A 16,965-nucleotide genomic window follows, 5' to 3' on the forward strand; every position below is an offset into this window, starting at 1 on the left:
CGCCGGTGCCGCCCGCAACAAGGTGTCAGACCATGACCAAACTCTTGCTTATCATCCTTGACGGCGTGCCCTACCGCAACTGGCGGCGGCTCTTTGGCAATCTCGAAGGCTGGGTTGCGAATGGCGATGCCACGGTGCACCGCATCCGTGCGGTGCTGCCTTCGACCTCGGCCTCGTGCTATGCCTCGATCCACACCGGTGTGCCGCCGCAGGTCCACCGGGTCTGGGGCAATGAGGCGGTTTACCGGCTTGAGCAGCCGGATGTATTTTCCGAAACCACCAAGGCCGGGCTGAAAACCGGGGCGGTGACGCACAGCTTCTGGTCGGAATTCTTCAACCGTGCGCCGTTCGATGTTGTGCGCGACATCGAATACGATGAGCCGGGCGGCCCCATCACCCATGGCCGGTTCCACACCATGACGGGCTATGGCAACATCAACCAGATGACGCCTTCGGATGTCGATCTTTTCGCCACGCTCACCCGGCTCTGCGAGGTGCATGGCATCGATTACGGCATCCTGCACACCTGCACCTTGGACAGCATGGGCCACCGTTTCTATCACGACTGTGAAGAAATGGATAACGCCTGCTACATGATGGACGCGATGCTTGCCCCGTTCCTGCAGCGCTGGCGTGACAAGGGCTATGAGGTGATCGTCACCGCCGACCATGGGCAGGACGAGCGCGGCCATCACGGCGGCACGGGCGAATTGCAGCAGGACGCGGCGTTTTACTATTTTGGCGACAGCGAGATGCCCGCCAAGGATGTGGTCTTGGACCAGCTGGCGCTAGCGCCGTCCATCCTCACCCGCCTTGGCGTGCCAGTGCCTGCCACGATGAAAGCGAAACCCTTCTTCACCGCCTGACCTCCTCGCGCGGCTTCGCCGTCTCGTCGTCCGAGGAGCGGCGAAGCTGACGACGAGGATCAGCTGGCGTAGCTGTCGCCGCTTTCGTCCAGCATTGCCTTGATCTCACGCAGATGCGCCTCGGCAAAGCCCGGATAGGCCTCCCATTCCCGCGCGGTCTTTTCGGCCACCGCATCAGGCAACACCCGCAGGGGCTGGCCGGTCTGCAGGGCGCGTATATAGGTCTCGGCGGCGCGTTCGAAATAGTAAAGCCGGTTGAAGGCCTCGGCCACGGTCTGCCCGACGACCAGCACCCCATGGTTGCCCATCACCATCGTGGTGACCTTGGGGTCCGACAACATCGACGCGCAGCGCGCGCCTTCTTCTTCAAACGCCATGCCGCCATAGTGGTCATCCACCACATGGCGGCCAAAGAACATCGCGCTGTTCTGGTCAATCGCCGGAAGGCGGCTGTCGGCTAGACTGGCCAGCACAGTGGCGTGGATCGAATGGATGTGCAGCACGCAGCGCGCATGGGGCAGGGCGCGGTGAATGCTGCCGTGCAACCCCCAAGCCGTTGGGTCCGGTGCATCGGGGCGGTTCATCGTTGCGGGGTCATTCGCGTCGATTTCCACCAAGGAACTGGCGGTGATCCGGCTGAAATGCCGCCCGTTGGGGTTGATGAGAAACTTTGATCCATCGGCGTTCACCGCCAATGAGAAATGGTTCGCCACCGCCTCGTGCATGTTCAGCCGCGCCGTCCAGCGGAAGGCAGCGGCCATGTCGGTGCGTTCGGCCCAATGCGACAGGTTGGGGGTCAGATTGGCGGTTGGGGCATTCATGATGCATCTCCTTCAAAAGGCCAGCGGCCAGCAGCAAAGGCGGAGATCGTCTCGACGATCCGGGTGAAACTTGCCGCCGCGCGCGGCACGCTGGCGCGGGCGCGCAGGTAGCCATGCACAAGGCCGCGCTCCTCGACCCACTGCGCCTGCCCGCCCGCTGCGCGGATCTTGGCGGCATAATCGCGCGCATCATCGGCCAAGGGGTCGCATTGCGCCCCGATGGTCAGCGTCGGCGGCAGGCCCGCGAAATGGGTGTCGCGCAGTGGATAGACCGTGGCGTCATCCTCGGGCGGTGGGCCGCCGTGGCGGATGTCTTTGTAAAAAAGCACATCATCGCGGGTCAGCATCGGGGCATAGGCGTGGGTGATATAGCTGCCCGCGTTCACATCGCCGCCCAGACCGGGATAGATCAGCACCTGACCCAGGATCGCCACACCGCTGCCGCGCAGCGCATGGGCGGCGGCCGCGGCCAGATTGGCCCCTGCGCTGTCTCCGGCCAAAACGACCGGCCCTTTTGTTGCCAAAGCCCGAGCAACGCCGCAGGCATCGTCAAAGGCGGCCGGGTGCAGATGTTCCGGTGACAGCCGGTAATCCACCGCCACCACCGTCAACCCGGTGCGGGCGCGGATCTCGGCGCAGACGTCGTCATGGCTGTGCAGCCCGCCCACCACATAGCCGCCGCCGTGCAGATAGATCACCACAGGATCGGCGCCGGGATAAACTCGGCACGGCACTCCGGCCACCGCCTCATCGCGTGCGGTCACGCCGGGCGGATAGCCCTGAAAGAACACCCGGCACATGCGATCATAGATCGCGCGCTGATCCGCAATCGTCAGCGAGGCGGTGTCCGGGGGGTAGGCGGCATTGGTTGCCTCGATGAAGCCCCAGGTCGGGGCGTCGATAAGGCTTTGGTAATCAGCGGCTGTCATGCTGGTGTCCAAGACTCATGCCGATCGGGTTGATCGGCCTGTTGCCATCATGGCGACAATGCCGGAACGCGGCAATGGCCAAGCACTGGCCGTCAATTACCCCAGAACCGCCGGGAATTGTGCCAATTTTGGGCACAATTAACCGTTAACCAATGGCTAAGGGCAACAAAAGGACCACCGAGATGACGCTCTTCAATGCAGCTGATCCATTTTCGGCCACCATCGTTGGCTTTGGCGTCCAGACTTTGTTGGTCTCGTCCGAGCCAACCCATGGACCAGTTTCGCGCAGGCTTTCGGGCATGGGCTGCCAGATTGAGGTCTGCGACGAACTCTATTTCGCGATTGATCGTGTGCTTGATGGCCCGCAGGACTTCGAACTGATCGTGATCGATTGTGACAGCATCGGTGGTCTGGCGCAGGGTCGGCGGGCGCATATGCTGCTGAAGGCGACGGGACGCTGCCTTCCGGTGATCCTGGTCAGCAGCGAGTGTGCCGAGCAGACCTTCCCCTTCAACCGCTATGACGCGACCGAGTTGCGCGCACCGCTGAGCGCGGTGTCGCTGCGGGTCGGGTTTGAACATGCGCTGCAAGAGCGGCTTTTGATGGCGCGCGCCAGCTGAAAAAAGGGGCGCGCCGTGGCCCGCCCCTGATCTGCCCCGGCCCTTAGGCCAGTGCCAGATTGATCGCCGATTCGCGGCCGTCGCGGCCTGCCTCGATGTCAAAGGTCACCGCCTGACCATCCTTCAAGCTGCGCAGCCCGGCACGCTCCAAGGCGGTGATGTGGACGAACACGTCCTTTTTGCCGCCCTCAGGGGCGATAAAGCCGTAGCCTTTGGTTTCATTGAACCATTTCACGGTGCCCTTGGCCATCGTGACTCTCCTGTCTTACTGCCGCTCGCGTCAGTGCAGCGGCCCGGCCTTGTCAGCTTTTGGTCGAATGCTGTGGCCGAAAACGGAAACAGGGATCGAGGGCAGATAACGTAGCCCCGAGGATATGGGGACGCCGATAAGGACGATCAAGGGTTTGGCAGGCTCAGGCGTGTTCGGCCCGCAACTCGCGCTGCGGGTGCTGCGCCGACGTTGCCAGTGCAATCAGGCAGAGGGTGATTGCCGACCCGATCACAGGCCAGAGGCCAAGCGCCAAAAGCCAGCCCGCGTCCAAAGCGATCAGCGCCAACAAGGTCGAGAGGAAACCCGACAGGCCCCCGAAGATCACCGCAACACTTGCCATCATGGCCTCCCTTGCTCCGACGATCCTGTGTCAGACTCAATTTGGGCAGGACGGTGGCGAAAGCGGGGTCAGTTTGTGCCCCGTTCAGAATCTGCGCCGTGCGCGCAAGGCGGCCCCGATGGTGCCATCGTCGAGATAATCCAACTCGCCCCCAACCGGCACGCCTTGGGCGAGGCTGGTGATCTGCGCGCTGGTGCCGGTCAGCGCATCGGCGATGTAATGCGCGGTCGTCTGACCATCCACCGTGGCGTTCAGCGCCAGAATCACCTCGCGCACGCCCTCGTCGGTCACCCGCGCGGCAAGCCGCGGGATGCCCAATTCATCGGGCCCCACCGCATCCAACGCTGAAAGTGTGCCACCCAAAACGTGATAGCGCCCTTTGAAGGCCTGACCCCGCTCCATCGCCCAAAGATCGGCGACATCCTCGACCACGCAAATCTCACCGGTGGCGCGGGCGGGGTCGGCGCAGATCGGGCAGATGTCGGCGGTGCCGATATTGCCGCACACCGTGCAATCGCGGGCGTTCAGCGCCACTGTGGCCATGGCTTGCGCCAAAGGTGCCATCAACTGCCCGCGCTTTTTCAAGAGCGCCAGCACCGCGCGGCGGGCCGAGCGCGGCCCAAGTCCCGGCAGTCGCGCCATAAGCTCGATCAGCGCTTCGATGTCGCGGGTGCCTTCCATCGGTTAAAACGGCAGCTTGAAATCGGGGGGCAGGCCAAGCCCTTGCGTCAGCTTGGACATTTCCGTCTGCGTGCGGGCCTGCGCTTTGGCTTGCGCGTCGTTCAGCGCGGCAAGGATCAGATCTTCGATCACTTCCTTTTCTGACGGGACCAGAATGGAGGGGTCAATATCCAGCCCGGTGATCTGGCCCTTGGCCGTGGCGCGCGCCTTGACCAATCCGGCCCCGGCTTCGCCGACCACCACGATGCGGCCCAGCTCTTCCTGCAGCTCGCCCACCTTGGCCTGCGCCTCTTGGGCCATTTTCATCATCTTGGCCATATCGCCAAGCCCGCCCAAACCCTTCAGCATCTGGTCACCTCTTTTGTCTCGCCCACAAGATATGCGCAGGGGGCGGCGGGATCAAATTTCTTCGAAGACATTTGCACATCTTTTCGAAAAGATGTGGCGCGCACCTTCAGGCATCCTCGAACGGGTCCCATTCGTCTTCCACCTCGGGCAGGGCTTCGGCCTGTGCGGCGGCGGCCATGGCCTCGGGCGTGCGGATGTCGGCGATCTTGGCGCCGGGGAAAGCCGCCATCACCGCCTGCACCAAGGGGTTGGTCAGCGCCTCGGCCCGGGCTGCGTTTTCCTCGGCGTCGCGGTCCTCGGCCAGCGTCGCCGCCCCGCCCTCATTGACCACCGAGATGCCCCAGCGCGCGCCGGTCCAGCCTTGCAAGCGCTGTGACAGGCGCGCGGCTAGGTCGGGGCGGGCCAAGGGGCTGGGCTGAAATTCAATCCGGCCGGGGGCATAGCGCACGAGGCGCACCCCATCCTCCACCTCTTTCAAAAGAAGCATGTCGCGCTTTTCGCGGATCAGATCGACCACATGCTGAAAGCTCGGCAAGATCAGCGCCGGGGCCTCGGCCAAGGCGGTGGCCTGCCCGCCCATCATGGTTGGCCCGCGTGTTGGGCTCTGTGCCGCCGCCATCATGGGCCGATGCACCGTGCCGCCATAACTGCCCCCCGCAGGGGCGCCGCCCGCCACACCGCCCCCCACACCGCCACCGGGTGAGAGCGGCGGGGCAGGTTGCGATTGCAGCTTTTTCACCAGCGTTTCGGGGTCGGGCAGGTCGGCCACATGGGTCAGCCGGATCACCGCCATTTCGGCCGCCATCATGGCGTTGGGGGCCAGCGCCACCTCTTCAATGGCCTTCAGCAGCATCTGCCACATCCGGCTGAGCGCCCTCATGGGCAAGGCGGTGGCCATCTCTAGCCCGCGCGTGCGTTCTTCGGGCGGGGTGGTCGGGTCTTCTGCGGCGGCGGGGGTGATCTTGATGACCGAAATCCAATGCGTGATCTCGGCCAGGTCGCGCAACACTGCCATCGGATCGGCCCCGTCGGCATATTGCGCCGAAATCTCGGCCAAGGCTTCGGGCGCGGCCCCCCTCATGATCATGTCAAACAGATCCAGCACCCGGCCCCGGTCGGCCAGCCCTAGCATGGCGCGCACCTGATCGGCGCTGGTCTCGCCCGCACCATTCGAAATCGCCTGATCCAGAAGGCTGGTCGCATCGCGAGCGGACCCTTCGGCGGCGCGGGTGATCAGCGCCAAGGCCCCTTCGGAAATCTGCGCGCCTTCCCCTGCGGCAATGCGCGACAAAAGCGCCATCATCACCTCGGGCTCGATCCGTTTCAGATCAAACCGCTGGCAGCGCGACAGAACGGTGACCGGGACTTTGCGAATTTCGGTGGTGGCGAAGATGAATTTCACATGGGCGGGCGGTTCCTCCAGCGTTTTCAACAGCGCGTTGAAGGCGGCGGTCGACAGCATGTGCACTTCGTCGATGATATAGACTTTGAACCGCGCCGAGGCGGCACGATAATGAACGGAATCAATGATTTCGCGGATGTCGCCCACCCCGGTGCGGCTGGCCGCGTCCATCTCCATCACATCAACATGGCGGCCCTCGGCAATGGCGCGGCAGGGCTCACACTGGCCACAAGGCTCGGTCGTGGGGCCGCCGGTGCCATCGGGGCCGACGCAGTTCAGCCCCTTGGCGATGATGCGCGCGGTCGTCGTCTTGCCGGTGCCACGGATGCCGGTCATGATGAAGGCATGGGCGATCCGGTCGGCAGCAAAGGCGTTTTTCAGTGTGCGAACCATCGCCTCTTGGCCGACCAAATCGGCAAAGGTTTCGGGGCGGTATTTCCGCGCCAGAACCTGATAGGCTTGCGCCGAGGCGGGATTTGCGGCGTCTGTCATCATGCCTCGCGGGATTCGTGCGGGGCCAAGACTAGGCGCTTGGGGGGCTAAGGTAAACTGGCGATGCAGGTGGCAGAAATTGCGGTGGCGGGTGGGGCGCTGGGCCTCAGCCCAATGCCGGGGCGGACGGGGGATTATGCGGGCGATCTGGCGGTGGTGCTCGATTGGCAGCCCAGCCTTGTGCTGACGCTGGCCGAAACGGGTGAGCTGGCCGCGCGCGGGGCGGCGGGGCTGCCCGCCGATCTGGCGGCGGCGGGGGTGGGCTGGCTGCATCTGCCGATCCCCGATTTCGGCACGCCCCCGGCCGCTTTGCGTGCCATCTGGCCCGAAACCTCGGCCCGGCTGCGCGGCAGCCCGCGCCTTTTGGTGCATTGCATGGGCGGGTGCGGGCGGTCGGGCATGATTGCCCTGCGCCTGATGATCGAGGCGGGCGAGGCGCCGGAACCCGCGCTGACCCGCCTGCGCGACGCCCGGCCTTGTGCCGTGGAAACCAAGGCCCAGATGCGCTGGGCGTTTGGGGCTTGAACCCGGCCGCAATCGGCGCGACCTGTCAGGAAACATAGGAGCATTCCATGGCCCGCATCGCGATTCTCACCGTCTCAGACCGCGCCGCGCGTGGGGACTACGAAGACCGGGGCGGTCCGGCCTGCGAAGACTGGCTGCGTGGGGTCATCACCACGCCCATCGAGATTTTGCGCCGCATTACCCCCGACGGGCGCGCCGAAGTGGCCGGGGCGTTGATCGATCTGGCTGACACATGGGGGGCCGATCTGATCCTTGCCACCGGCGGCACCGGCCCCTCCCCGCGCGATCAGACGCCCGAGGCGATGGCCGATGTCATCCGTTTTGACCTGCCCGGCTTTGGCGAGTCGATGCGCGCGGCAAATGGCAAGGTCGTGGCGACCGCCATCCTGTCACGCCAAGGCGCGGGCGTGCGGGGGCGCACACTGATCATCACATTGCCCGGCAGCCCCAATGCAATTTCCACCAGCCTTGAGGCCGTGTTTGCCGCCGTGCCCTATTGCCTTGACCTGATCGGCGCAGCCCGAATTGAAACCGACCCCGCCATTATCAAGGCCCATCGCCCCAAAGGCGCATAGTCGCCGCCCCCGGGGTTCCACCCCGGACCCCGGAGTATTTCAAAAGGCGCAAATCCAAAGGCGCGCGGGCTCTTGGATTTGCGCCTTTCCAAATACTCATCTTTGCGCCCTTAGGCCCCCAGACCCTCAGACTTCAGAAGTTGCACCCCATTGATCTGCCAGCCTTCGGGTGTTTCAATCATCTGGTAGTCCAGCATATGGGTGCGGCCCATCTGGTCGGTGATCATCACGCGTTGCCACAGCAGGCCTGACACCTCACGCAGCTCCAGCATCTTCACGGCACCGGGGCGGTGGACCATGGGGTATCCTTCGCTCACCATCCGGCCAAAGTTTTCGGGGCTGCCGAAGATGCCTTTTATGTTGGGCGAGGCAAAGGTGAAGGCGGTGGCGAAGTCATCGGCCTGAAAGGCCTGAAGCTGGCGTTCGATGGTGGATTGAATGGGGGCGTCCTGCGCGGTGGCAGGAAAGGCGAGAAACAGACAGGCAAGCAAGGCGCGCATGAAAACCTCCCTCTGATGAGAGGAAAACATAGCGCGGTTACCAAAAAGGAAAGGACCGGGGCGCTGATGGCCCCGGCCCCGTTAGATTAGGCCTTGGCGATCAGGGCACCGGACAGCCCTTTGTCGATCAGCGCGATGGATTCCTCGACCCCGTAAAGCGCGATGAAGCCGCCAAAGCGCGGGCCGTCGGAGGCGCCCAAAAGCACCTCATACAGCGCTTTGAACCAGTCGCGGAGCGGTTCAAACCCGTGGTCTTTGCCGACGGCGAAGACCATGGATTGCAGCGCCTCATCATCAAGGCCGCCATCCCATGCCGCAAGCCGGGCGCGCAGGTCTTCCATTGCCGCACGCTCAAGGTCGGTCGGCAGGCGGAACACGCGGGTGGGGGCGATCTTGTCGGCGAAATAGCGCACGGCAAAGCCTGCGGCGGCGTCAAGATCGGGATTGCCTTCCGGCGAGGCCTCGGGCGCATAGCGTTTGATAAAGCCCCACAGCCCCTTGGCGTCCTTGGCCCCGGCCACGGAGGCCAAGTTCAGCAGCATCGAGAACGGCACCACCATTTTCGATTCCGGGGGCTGCCCGTGGTGAATATGCCAGACCGGGTTGTTCACTTGGCCCGCCATATCCTGCGTGGGGTAGGCGCGCAGTTGCTGGTGGTATTCGTCCACCGCGCGCGGGATCACATCGAAATGCATCCGCTTGGCGGTTTTCGGCTTTTGATACATGAAGTAAGACAGGCTTTCGGTGGCCGCGTAGGTGAGCCATTCGTCGATGGTCAGGCCATTGCCTTTCGACTTCGAAATCTTCTGGCCCTGATCGTCGAGGAACAGCTCATAGGTCATGTGGTTCGGTTTGCGCCCGCCCAAGACCTCGCAGATTCCGTCGTAGATTGGCGTGTTGGTCGAGTGGTCTTTGCCATACATTTCAAAGTCCACATCCAGCGCCGCCCAGCGGGCGCCGAAATCGGGCTTCCATTGCAGTTTGACATGGCCGCCGGTGACCGGAAGCGTCCATTCGCGGCCGGTCTCATCATCGAAGGTGATGGTGTGGTTCTTGGCGTCGACGTGCTTCATCGGCACATAGAGGACCCGGCCGGTTTCGGGGTGGATCGGCAGGAAGCAGGAATAGGTTTGCTGACGTTCATCGCGCAGGGACGCCAGCATGATTTTCATGATGGCGTCATAGCGTTCGGTGGCCAGCCGCAGGGTGTCATCGAAACGGCCGGATTTGTAGAATTCGGTCGCGGAGATGAATTCATATTCAAAGCCGAAGGTGTCCAGAAACCGGCGCAGCATGGCGTTGTTGTGGTGGCCGAAGCTTTCAAACTGCTCATAAGGGTCGGGCACCGAGGTGAGCGGCTTTTGCATGTGCTGGCGCAGCATCTCTTGCTGGGGCACGTTTTCGGGCACTTTGCGCATGCCGTCGACATCGTCGGAAAAGCAGATCAGGCGCGTCGGGATGTCCGAGATCACCTCAAACGCGCGGCGGATCATGGTGGTGCGGGCCACCTCGCCGAAGGTGCCGATATGGGGCAGACCCGAGGGGCCATAGCCGGTTTCAAACAGCACATAACCTTTTTCGGGGTCTTTCTTTTCATAGCGTTTGAGAACGGCGCGCGCTTCTTCGAAGGGCCAGGCTTTCGACGTCATCGCGGCATCACGGAGCGCGGTCATGGTCAGTTCCTCAAGCGCCGCCGAAACCCCATGTCTGGCGGACATCTGTGCCATATTGCCATGGGGGCGGGCCGTCAATAATCTCGCCGCAGATGCAAAGGGATTTGGACATGTCTGAAACGGCGCCGATGTCGGCACAAGATGCGTTGATTGCGGTGATGGTGGCGGCTTCGGCCAGCGATCAGAACATCCGCACGGCCGAGTTGGTGGCCATTCAGCGCATGGTCAACCACATGCCAGTGTTCGCCGATTATGACGCTGACCGGATCCGGCGGGTTAGCCAGATTGTGTTTGATTTGTTTGAAGAAGAGGACGGGTTGGATGCCTTGTTTGGTCTGATCCGTGCCGCCTTGCCTGAGCGGTTGAATGAGACTGCCTATGCCTTGGCCTGTGATGTGGTGACTGCGGATGGCAATCACAGTCAGGTTGAGTTGCAAATGCTGGAAGAGGTGCGTGAGGAATTGGAGATTGATCGGCTGCATGCGGCGGCGATCGAGTGGGGGGCGCGGGTGCGTCATATGACGCCCTGATCTGACCGGTTTTCGTTTATCATCCGTGGGTTGGCGCGTCTGGCCTGTGTCGGGTTCGCGTCTGGGATGCGTCTGGCATCCGTCCCGACATTCGGTGGCACGGGCAAAAGGTGAAAAAGCCCCCCGCGCGGGGGGCTTTGGGGGGCCGTCAGGCGGGTTTTAATCCACGGGCCCCTACTTCTCGCCGCCCGGGCGCGGGGGCAGGCCGTTCATCAGATCGCGCGCTTGTTGCACCCAGTCTTCGCGCGTCACGCGGCCTTTGAAGCCTTCGAGGTTGTCGTCCACCCAAGCGATCTCTTTTTCGGTCCAACTGGCGATCTGGTCGAAGTGGTAAAAGCCGAGCTTGTTGCACAGCGCTTCAAGCTTGGGGCCGACGCCTTTGATGAGTTTCAGATCATCCGGCTTGCCGCCGCGCGCCTTGGTCAGGCCTTTGGGTTTGTCGGCGGCTTTGGGGGCGGCAGAGGCGGTTTTGTCAGAATCGGGTTTTGAAGCTGGCGCGGGGCTGGCGGCTTTGGCCGCCTTTGCCTGTGCGGGCTTGGCTGCGGCCGAAGGTGCTTGGCCATTCGAGGCTGCCGCCTTCGGGGCCGCCTGTGTCACGACCGCTGCCGCGCTGACGCTGGCGGCGGCGGCGTTGGCCGCCATGGCACGTTCGGCCTTTGCCGCGCTTTCGCTGGCGGTGGCTTTGGCGGCTGACAGATCGCCCTCAAGCGCGGTGATGCGGGCGGTTTGATCGCGGCCTTTGGCGTTGCAGGCGTCAAGTGCGGCGCGCAGGCGGTCGGCCTCGCCTGCATCTTCGGGGGTGCGGCGGCCCCAGATAAACCAGCCTGCAAGCAGGCCCAAAAGCGCGGCGAGCAGCAAGAGCAGCCAGATCTCGCCCATGAGAAACCCCCAACGTTGAAACATCATTTACTCTCTCCCTATGCGGTCTTGGTCATTCTGACCATTGAATCGTGGTGCGGCGGTTCGCGGCGCGGCCTGCGTCGGTGCCGTTGTCGGCGATCGGCTGGGCGTCGCCAAAGCCCAAGGCCTTGAGCGATGCCGCCGGAACGCCGCGGTCCATCATCTCGCGCCGCACGGCGATGGCGCGGCGTTGGCTGAGGCCAAGGTTTGACACCTGATCGCCGACATTGTCGGTATGACCGCCGATGACGGCCTTGAGCCCGGCCTCTTCGGCACAGGGCGCCATGACGGCGGCGAGGTCATTGATGATGGCCAAGGCTGAGGCATCCAGTTGATCGGATCCGGTGACAAAGGTGATGGTGCCTTTGGTCAGCACCTCTTCGGCGGCGGATTGGCAGCCTTGCAGGCCAAGGTCGATGTCGGGCACGGCCAACCAATAGCCGCCCATGAAGCGTTCATCGGTGCCGGTGGCGGCATTGTTGCGCCGCGCGCCGTTTTCGCCAGTGGCGGTGGCGGTTTCAACGGTGACGGCCACACCGGGCAGGCTGGCGGTCAGGGCGGATTGGAGCGCCTCGGCGTCCACCCCGCCTTGCACGCCGAGGCGCAGGCTTTGGCCTTCGGGGGTGAATGCGTAGGCCAGGGTTTCGATCTGGCCTATCCAGTCTTTCAGGCCAGCAAAGATCCCGGCATCGGCAGGTTCGCCCATCAGGGCGGTGGTGGCCGTGCCGCCGATGCTGGGAAGGCCCATCGCGGCGGCCACGGCGGATAGATCCAGCCCTTTGGGCAGCTTTCCAGCGGCGGTGGCGCCTGTGGTGGCGGTGTAGCCCAGTGTCCAAGCCGCAGGTGTCCCATCGTCCAAGAGGGTAAGTTCGGTGCTGGCAGAGCCTGCGGGAAGCCCGGCGAGGGCGGCTTTGACCGCATCCGCCTCAACCGGGGTTGCGGCGGTGCCGGTCAGGGTCAGTTGGGCATCGGTCAGCGTCAGGTGCCCGTCGCTCAGGGGCGCAAGGGCGGCCAGCCCGGCAGAAGCCAGATCGCCCCAGCCCTGCGGCGCTCCGGAGGCAAGCGTCAGGGCGGCGGCACCTTCGCCCAAGGTCGTCGCCAGATTGGCGCGCAAGGCTTCGGTCGGGACATGGCCGGTTGCGGTCAGCCCAGCTGCGGTCTTGGTCACCGAGAGGGTGAAGGGGCTGACAGTTTCCAGCACCGTCAGGTCTTGGGTCACCACCCGGCGGGCGGGCAGACCGTCAAGCGCGGCCATCAGCGCGTCAGCCTCGGCCTTGCTGTCGGCAATGCCGCTGAGGTGGATGTCGCGGCCTGAGACCGTGGCGGTCGCGCCGTGGATCGAGGGGGCAACGGCCGTTTCGGCCAATTGGCGGACATGATCTTGGATGCGGGGGCCGTGGTGGCCATGCGCCCACCAGCCCAACCCCAAGAGACCCAAGCCAAGCACGGCGATCCCGATGCCTTTGCTCATGGACAAACCCTCCACCCTTACCCAACGCGGGCTAGGATGGCTGTCGAAAGATCAAGGATCAAGCAGAAGTTTGCGTATGGGTCTCTAAAGTGCGGGCGCGGTCAGCCCGGCGCGGGCTGCGCCGTCGATCAGATCGCGGGCCAGATGGTGGGCCCAGCGGCCCGTGGCCTGCCCGACATCGGGCACCTGCACCACGGTGCAGCCCGCCCGATGCGCTGCCTCGGCCCCGGTTTCGCTGTCCTCGAACGCCAAGCAGCGGGTGGGGGAGACCCCCAGCCGCTCGGCTGCCAGAAGGTAAGGCTGGGGCGCGGGTTTGGGTGAGGTGACATCGGCCAGCGTCACAACGGCGTCGAAGTAGAGGTGCAGGCCCGTCAGGCGCAGTTTGTGATGCGCCTCGTCATGGCCGGAGGAGGTGACGAGCGCCATGGGGCGATGGCGGGCGGAGAGGAGTTCCAGCGCGCCGGGTTTCAGCGGCAGGCCGCGGTCGATCTCAGCGGCGAAGGCGCGGTGCCAGTGATGCTGCAGCTCGTTTTGGTTCAGCGTGGGGTGGGCGGCGGAAATGATGACGGCGGCGCTGGGCAGATCGACCCCGACAAGGCGCTGCATGAAGCGCTGGTCAACTGGGTGGCCCAAGGCGGCAAAGGCGGCCATGCCGGTGGCCATGGCAACGGTTTCGGTGTCGATCAAGGTGCCGTCGAGATCAAAGAGCAGGGCGTCATAGGGCATGGCAGATCCGCCTTCAGGGGTGGTCTTGGCGGGAGTAGCCGATCACAGGCGCAGACGAAAGCGCAGAAAGCCTGTGGGTTGGAGGCCAAGCGGTTCAAGCGGGGCGATGCTGTCGGCATGGGTTAGCGCGCCGGGGCCGGTGTCGAAGATCACCGAGGTGCCGGGCATGGGGGCAAAGCGCCAGTGCGGCTGGGGGGTTGGGCGCAGGGGGGGTGCGGTGCGGATATGGTCGTGCAGGACATCGCGCATGGGGCGGGCGTCTTCGGCCACGATATCGGGCGGATGGGTGCCGGCAAAGCCTGCGCCTCCGCCGGCGCGGTAGCTGTTGGTGACCAGAACAAAGCGGTCGGCGGGCTGCACCAGCTGGCCTTGGTGGCGCAGGTCTTGGATGCGCTGGGCCTTGGGCGCGATGATATGGCCAAAGGCGTCATGGCAGGCGGTTTGCGACAGATCGATCGTGTAGCTGAGCCCGTGGATCATGTCGAAGTTGTGCGAGGGGAAGCCGGGGTCGATCAAGGTGGCATCGGTGCTGCCGGGGGTCACTTGGTGGAATAGGCTGACCGAGCGTTCCAGCCAGCGCGCCAGATCCGCCCCGGTCATGCGCAGGGCGACGGGGCTGTTGGGGTGCATGTAAAGATCGGCGATGTGGCGGGCGGTGAGGGGGCCGGGCGGGATGTCGATGTAGTTCGACGGCCCGGCCCGACCGCCCGCCTTGAAGGGTGCGGCGGCGACGAGGAGGGGCCAGGCGGCTTCGGGCTTATCTTTGAGCAGGCGGCGCATATTGGCTGCTTGTGCTTCGGCCAGAAGGTCTTGGACCGGGGCCCAGCCGATGAGCGCGAAGTAGGAGTGCAAGGGCTTGGCGGTGAGGCCGACGGGCTGGTTGGCGGCGGCGCGCATGCTGGCCATGTCGTGTTCCACCAGTGCGGCAAGATGGGGGTCGGGTATGACCAGCGGTTGCAGCCGACCGAGCGGGCCGACCCTGCGGGCGACGGGGCGCAGGCTGGTGTCGCAGCGGTCCACCTGCCAGCCCTGCGCGGTGCGGCAGAGGGCGAGGTCAAGCACCCCGAGGTGTGAGCCGTAGAAGCCCGGCATGACGAGGGGGGCGGTTAAGGTGCGGGCGGGGTGGTCTGTGTCATACGGCGCGCCCGGTTCCGGGACGGGCGGGAAAAGTTGGTGGGTGTGACCGGCCACCACGGCATCAATCCCGGCGATCTGGGCCAGCCTGTCGGAGATGGTCTCATCCCCGCCGCTGTGCGGGTCGGTGCTGCCCTCGGCGCCAATTCCGGAATGGGAGAGGGCGATGACCAGATCCGCCCCCGCCCGGCGCAAGCGCGGCACGGCGGTACGGGCGCTTTCGAGGATGGCGCGCACGGCGAGTTTGCCGGTGAGGTGATGACGTTCCCAAACTGTGGTTTGGGGCGGCACGAAGCCAAGGATGCCCACCACCAATTCACGTGGAGTGCCGTTTTGGTCCCACAACTGGCGGCGCAAGAGGATTTGGCGCGGTGCGAAGGGTCTCCGCTGTCCGGTGGGGCCAAGACGGTCAAGATTGGTGCAGACCGTGGCAAAGCGCGCTTGGCGTAGGGCGTGGCGCAACAGGTCCAGCCCTTGGCTGAATTCGTGGTTGCCCAAGGTCACCGCGTCATAGCCCAGATGGTTCATGGCTGCGATCATCGGGTGGATGGGCTTGCCTTGGTCTTTCTTGCGGCGAGGGCCAGAGCGGGCCGCCTGTGCCACATGGTCGGCCAGCGGGCTGCCGTTCAGGAAATCGCCATTGTCCAGCAAGAGGCTGCCCGGCACCTCGGCGCGCGCTTGGGCGATCAGGCTGGCAATTTGGGCCAGCCCCCGGTCTGGCGCGGGGCGGTCGGCCAGATCATCCCAAGGCAGGATGTGGCCGTGCAGGTCGGTGGTGGCCAGAATTCGCAAGGTAACGCGGGGGTGCGGCGCGGCGGCGTCCGGGGTGGGGACATTGGAGGAAACGCGCAAATCATCGCTCACGGCGGTCTCCGCGATGGGTCAAGGCTGTTTGACCTTTCATGCCGGTTCCTTGCGAGTGCCGCTGCCCGGCCAAAGGGTCAGAGCAGGGCGCGGGTCTTGCCTGTTTTGGACTGTATAGTGCGTGGGTTCTGTAAACCAAGGAAAATTCCCGTTTTGGTTGTATTTTATGTCAATCAGTCGCCTAACTTGGGGGCTGTGCGGTGTTCCGCAAGAAAAGTCGCCCCATCCTGCGCGGGTGCAAATTGCGTTCTTCCCCGCGCTCATGCCAGATAGCCCGCCGGCAGGGTGACCCGCCGGGCGACTGTGGGACAGGAGGGCGCGGCATGCGCGGGGGCGAAGAGGTGACCTTTGGCACATCGGGGCTGGACCGGGCGGCGGCCCTGCGTGGCCAGCCGGAGGTATTGGCCGGGTTGCAGGCACAGGGGCGGGTTTTGCCGGTTTGGCGCGGCAAGCCTTTGTTTCGTGCCGAGGGCGCGCTGGGATGGGTGCCTGCCGATCACAAGGTTTTGGCCGATGCGGCCCCCTTGGTCTTTCTGGGGTTGGAGGAGGATGGGCAGGCGAGCTTTGCCGCCGATCTGTCCAACTGGGAGCCGGAGAGCGGGTCAGGGGCGGAGCAATCGTTCTTTGACCAAAGCCGCCAGCCTCATCCGGCCCTTGATGCGTCGATGGCCTTTGAGGATTTGCGCAATGCGATGATGCGGCTGTCGCCGCGCGATGCGGAGTTGGCGGCCACGGCGCGCGCGCTGGTGCATTGGCACCGCAGCCACGGCTTTTGCGCCGCCTGCGGCGCGGCGTCGGCGGTGGAGCAGGCGGGGTGGCAGCGCAAGTGCCCGGCTTGTGGTGCGCATCATTTCCCGCGCACTGATCCGGTGGTCATCATGCTCATCACCAAGGGAAACCGCGTGCTTTTGGGGCGCAATGCGGTATGGCCCGAGGGGATGTATTCCCTGCTGGCCGGATTTGTGGAGCCGGGCGAAACCGTTGAGGCCGCTGTGCGCCGTGAGGTGTTGGAGGAGGCGGGCGTGCCTGTGGGGCCGGTGCGCTATCTGGCCAGCCAGCCTTGGCCGTTTCCCGCGAGCCTGATGCTGGGTTGTCACGGCGAGGCGCTGGATGAGGCGATCACCGTGGACCCCAGCGAGTTGGAAGATGCGCTTTGGCTGGACCGCCAAGCGGTGTTGCAGGTGTTTTCGGGCCGCCATCCCGTGGTGCGCCCACCGCGAAAGGGTGCGATTGCGGAATTTCTTCTGCGCAACTGGCTTGCGGATCGGCTGGATTAACCCCAAGTTCTTCGGAAGGA

At 64.5% G+C, this 16,965-nt stretch carries 19 protein-coding genes; 6 read left to right on the forward strand and 13 right to left on the reverse strand.

Annotated elements, in window-relative coordinates; genetic code table 11:
• The first annotated feature begins 32 nt into the window (after positions 1–32).
• Positions 33–866, forward strand: coding sequence for an alkaline phosphatase family protein (locus tag AC72UB_RS01430; RefSeq protein ID WP_505188187.1), 834 nt, complete (start codon positions 33–35; stop codon positions 864–866).
• 59 nt (positions 867–925) lie between these two features.
• Here the strand turns inward: AC72UB_RS01430 and AC72UB_RS01435 are convergent, their stop codons facing one another.
• Positions 926–1,687 (reverse strand): class II aldolase and adducin N-terminal domain-containing protein, encoded by a 762-nt coding sequence (locus AC72UB_RS01435; protein WP_505188188.1) that lies wholly within the window; start codon positions 1,685–1,687, stop codon positions 926–928.
• Positions 1,684–2,616, reverse strand: a complete 933-nt coding sequence (locus AC72UB_RS01440; protein WP_505188189.1) for an alpha/beta hydrolase — start codon at positions 2,614–2,616, stop codon at positions 1,684–1,686. Before AC72UB_RS01440 ends, AC72UB_RS01435 begins: the two co-directional genes overlap by 4 nt.
• Before the next feature lie 182 nt (positions 2,617–2,798).
• On the opposite strand from AC72UB_RS01440, the gene AC72UB_RS01445 reads away from it, so the two are divergent.
• The gene (locus AC72UB_RS01445) at positions 2,799–3,236 is read left to right on the forward strand and encodes a hypothetical protein (RefSeq protein WP_505188190.1); all 438 of its coding nucleotides are present in this window, start codon (positions 2,799–2,801) and stop codon (positions 3,234–3,236) included.
• 43 nt (positions 3,237–3,279) lie between these two features.
• Here AC72UB_RS01445 and AC72UB_RS01450 read toward each other — a convergent pair whose 3' ends face one another.
• The 5 genes from AC72UB_RS01450 to AC72UB_RS01470 form a co-directional block, all read right to left on the reverse strand.
• Positions 3,280–3,486, reverse strand: coding sequence for a cold-shock protein (locus AC72UB_RS01450; RefSeq protein ID WP_505188191.1), 207 nt, complete (start codon positions 3,484–3,486; stop codon positions 3,280–3,282).
• A 163-nt stretch (positions 3,487–3,649) separates the two neighbouring features.
• Complete coding sequence (locus tag AC72UB_RS01455) at positions 3,650–3,847, reverse strand: hypothetical protein (RefSeq protein ID WP_505188192.1); 198 nt, start codon at positions 3,845–3,847, stop codon at positions 3,650–3,652.
• 84 nt (positions 3,848–3,931) lie between these two features.
• The gene (gene recR / locus AC72UB_RS01460) at positions 3,932–4,528 is read right to left on the reverse strand and encodes a recombination mediator RecR (protein WP_505188193.1); all 597 of its coding nucleotides are present in this window, start codon (positions 4,526–4,528) and stop codon (positions 3,932–3,934) included.
• A 3-nt stretch (positions 4,529–4,531) separates the two neighbouring features.
• Entirely contained in the window at positions 4,532–4,876 is a 345-nt protein-coding gene (locus AC72UB_RS01465; protein WP_463290627.1) for a YbaB/EbfC family nucleoid-associated protein, read from the reverse strand.
• A gap of 106 nt (positions 4,877–4,982) precedes the next feature.
• Positions 4,983–6,770, reverse strand: a complete 1,788-nt coding sequence (locus tag AC72UB_RS01470) for a DNA polymerase III subunit gamma/tau (protein ID WP_505188194.1) — start codon at positions 6,768–6,770, stop codon at positions 4,983–4,985.
• A gap of 63 nt (positions 6,771–6,833) precedes the next feature.
• Here AC72UB_RS01470 and AC72UB_RS01475 point away from each other — a divergent pair, with 63 nt between their 5' ends.
• Together AC72UB_RS01475 and mog are read left to right on the forward strand one after the other, a co-directional pair.
• Positions 6,834–7,295 (forward strand): phosphatase domain-containing protein, encoded by a 462-nt coding sequence (locus AC72UB_RS01475; RefSeq protein WP_505188195.1) that lies wholly within the window; start codon positions 6,834–6,836, stop codon positions 7,293–7,295.
• 47 nt (positions 7,296–7,342) lie between these two features.
• Positions 7,343–7,870, forward strand: coding sequence for a molybdopterin adenylyltransferase (gene mog / locus AC72UB_RS01480; RefSeq protein ID WP_505188196.1), 528 nt, complete (start codon positions 7,343–7,345; stop codon positions 7,868–7,870).
• Between the two features lie 110 nt (positions 7,871–7,980).
• Here the strand turns inward: mog and AC72UB_RS01485 are convergent, their stop codons facing one another.
• Both AC72UB_RS01485 and AC72UB_RS01490 read right to left on the reverse strand, forming a co-directional pair.
• Positions 7,981–8,370, reverse strand: coding sequence for a DUF4864 domain-containing protein (locus tag AC72UB_RS01485; protein WP_463290756.1), 390 nt, complete (start codon positions 8,368–8,370; stop codon positions 7,981–7,983).
• Between the two features lie 86 nt (positions 8,371–8,456).
• Entirely contained in the window at positions 8,457–10,043 is a 1,587-nt protein-coding gene (locus AC72UB_RS01490; protein ID WP_505188400.1) for a lysine--tRNA ligase, read from the reverse strand.
• Positions 10,044–10,153: 110 nt separating this feature from the next.
• On the opposite strand from AC72UB_RS01490, the gene AC72UB_RS01495 reads away from it, so the two are divergent.
• Positions 10,154–10,573, forward strand: a complete 420-nt coding sequence (locus AC72UB_RS01495; RefSeq protein WP_463290755.1) for a tellurite resistance TerB family protein — start codon at positions 10,154–10,156, stop codon at positions 10,571–10,573.
• Between the two features lie 174 nt (positions 10,574–10,747).
• On the opposite strand, the gene AC72UB_RS01500 is transcribed toward AC72UB_RS01495, so the two are convergent.
• The 4 genes from AC72UB_RS01500 to AC72UB_RS01515 all read right to left on the reverse strand — a co-directional run bounded on the left by AC72UB_RS01500 (position 10,748) and on the right by AC72UB_RS01515 (position 15,668).
• Positions 10,748–11,479: a helix-hairpin-helix domain-containing protein gene (locus AC72UB_RS01500; RefSeq protein ID WP_505188197.1), complete on the reverse strand. Its 732-nt coding sequence runs from the start codon at positions 11,477–11,479 to the stop codon at positions 10,748–10,750.
• A gap of 25 nt (positions 11,480–11,504) precedes the next feature.
• Entirely contained in the window at positions 11,505–12,944 is a 1,440-nt protein-coding gene (locus AC72UB_RS01505) for an OmpA family protein (protein WP_505188198.1), read from the reverse strand.
• 84 nt (positions 12,945–13,028) lie between these two features.
• Entirely contained in the window at positions 13,029–13,670 is a 642-nt protein-coding gene (locus AC72UB_RS01510) for an HAD family hydrolase (protein ID WP_505188199.1), read from the reverse strand.
• Positions 13,671–13,712: 42 nt separating this feature from the next.
• The gene (locus tag AC72UB_RS01515) at positions 13,713–15,668 is read right to left on the reverse strand and encodes a bifunctional 2',3'-cyclic-nucleotide 2'-phosphodiesterase/3'-nucleotidase (protein ID WP_505188200.1); all 1,956 of its coding nucleotides are present in this window, start codon (positions 15,666–15,668) and stop codon (positions 13,713–13,715) included.
• 323 nt (positions 15,669–15,991) lie between these two features.
• Between AC72UB_RS01515 and nudC the strand changes: the two genes are divergently transcribed.
• On the forward strand, positions 15,992–16,945 hold the full coding sequence (nudC, locus tag AC72UB_RS01520; protein WP_505188201.1) for an NAD(+) diphosphatase: 954 nt from the start codon (positions 15,992–15,994) through the stop codon (positions 16,943–16,945).
• Positions 16,946–16,965 lie beyond the last annotated feature (20 nt).

The sequence above is a fragment of the Allotabrizicola aquatica (SeqCode) genome, from assembly GCF_965194375.1.
In the GTDB taxonomy this organism is placed as follows: Bacteria; Pseudomonadota; Alphaproteobacteria; order Rhodobacterales; family Rhodobacteraceae; genus Tabrizicola_A; species Tabrizicola_A aquatica.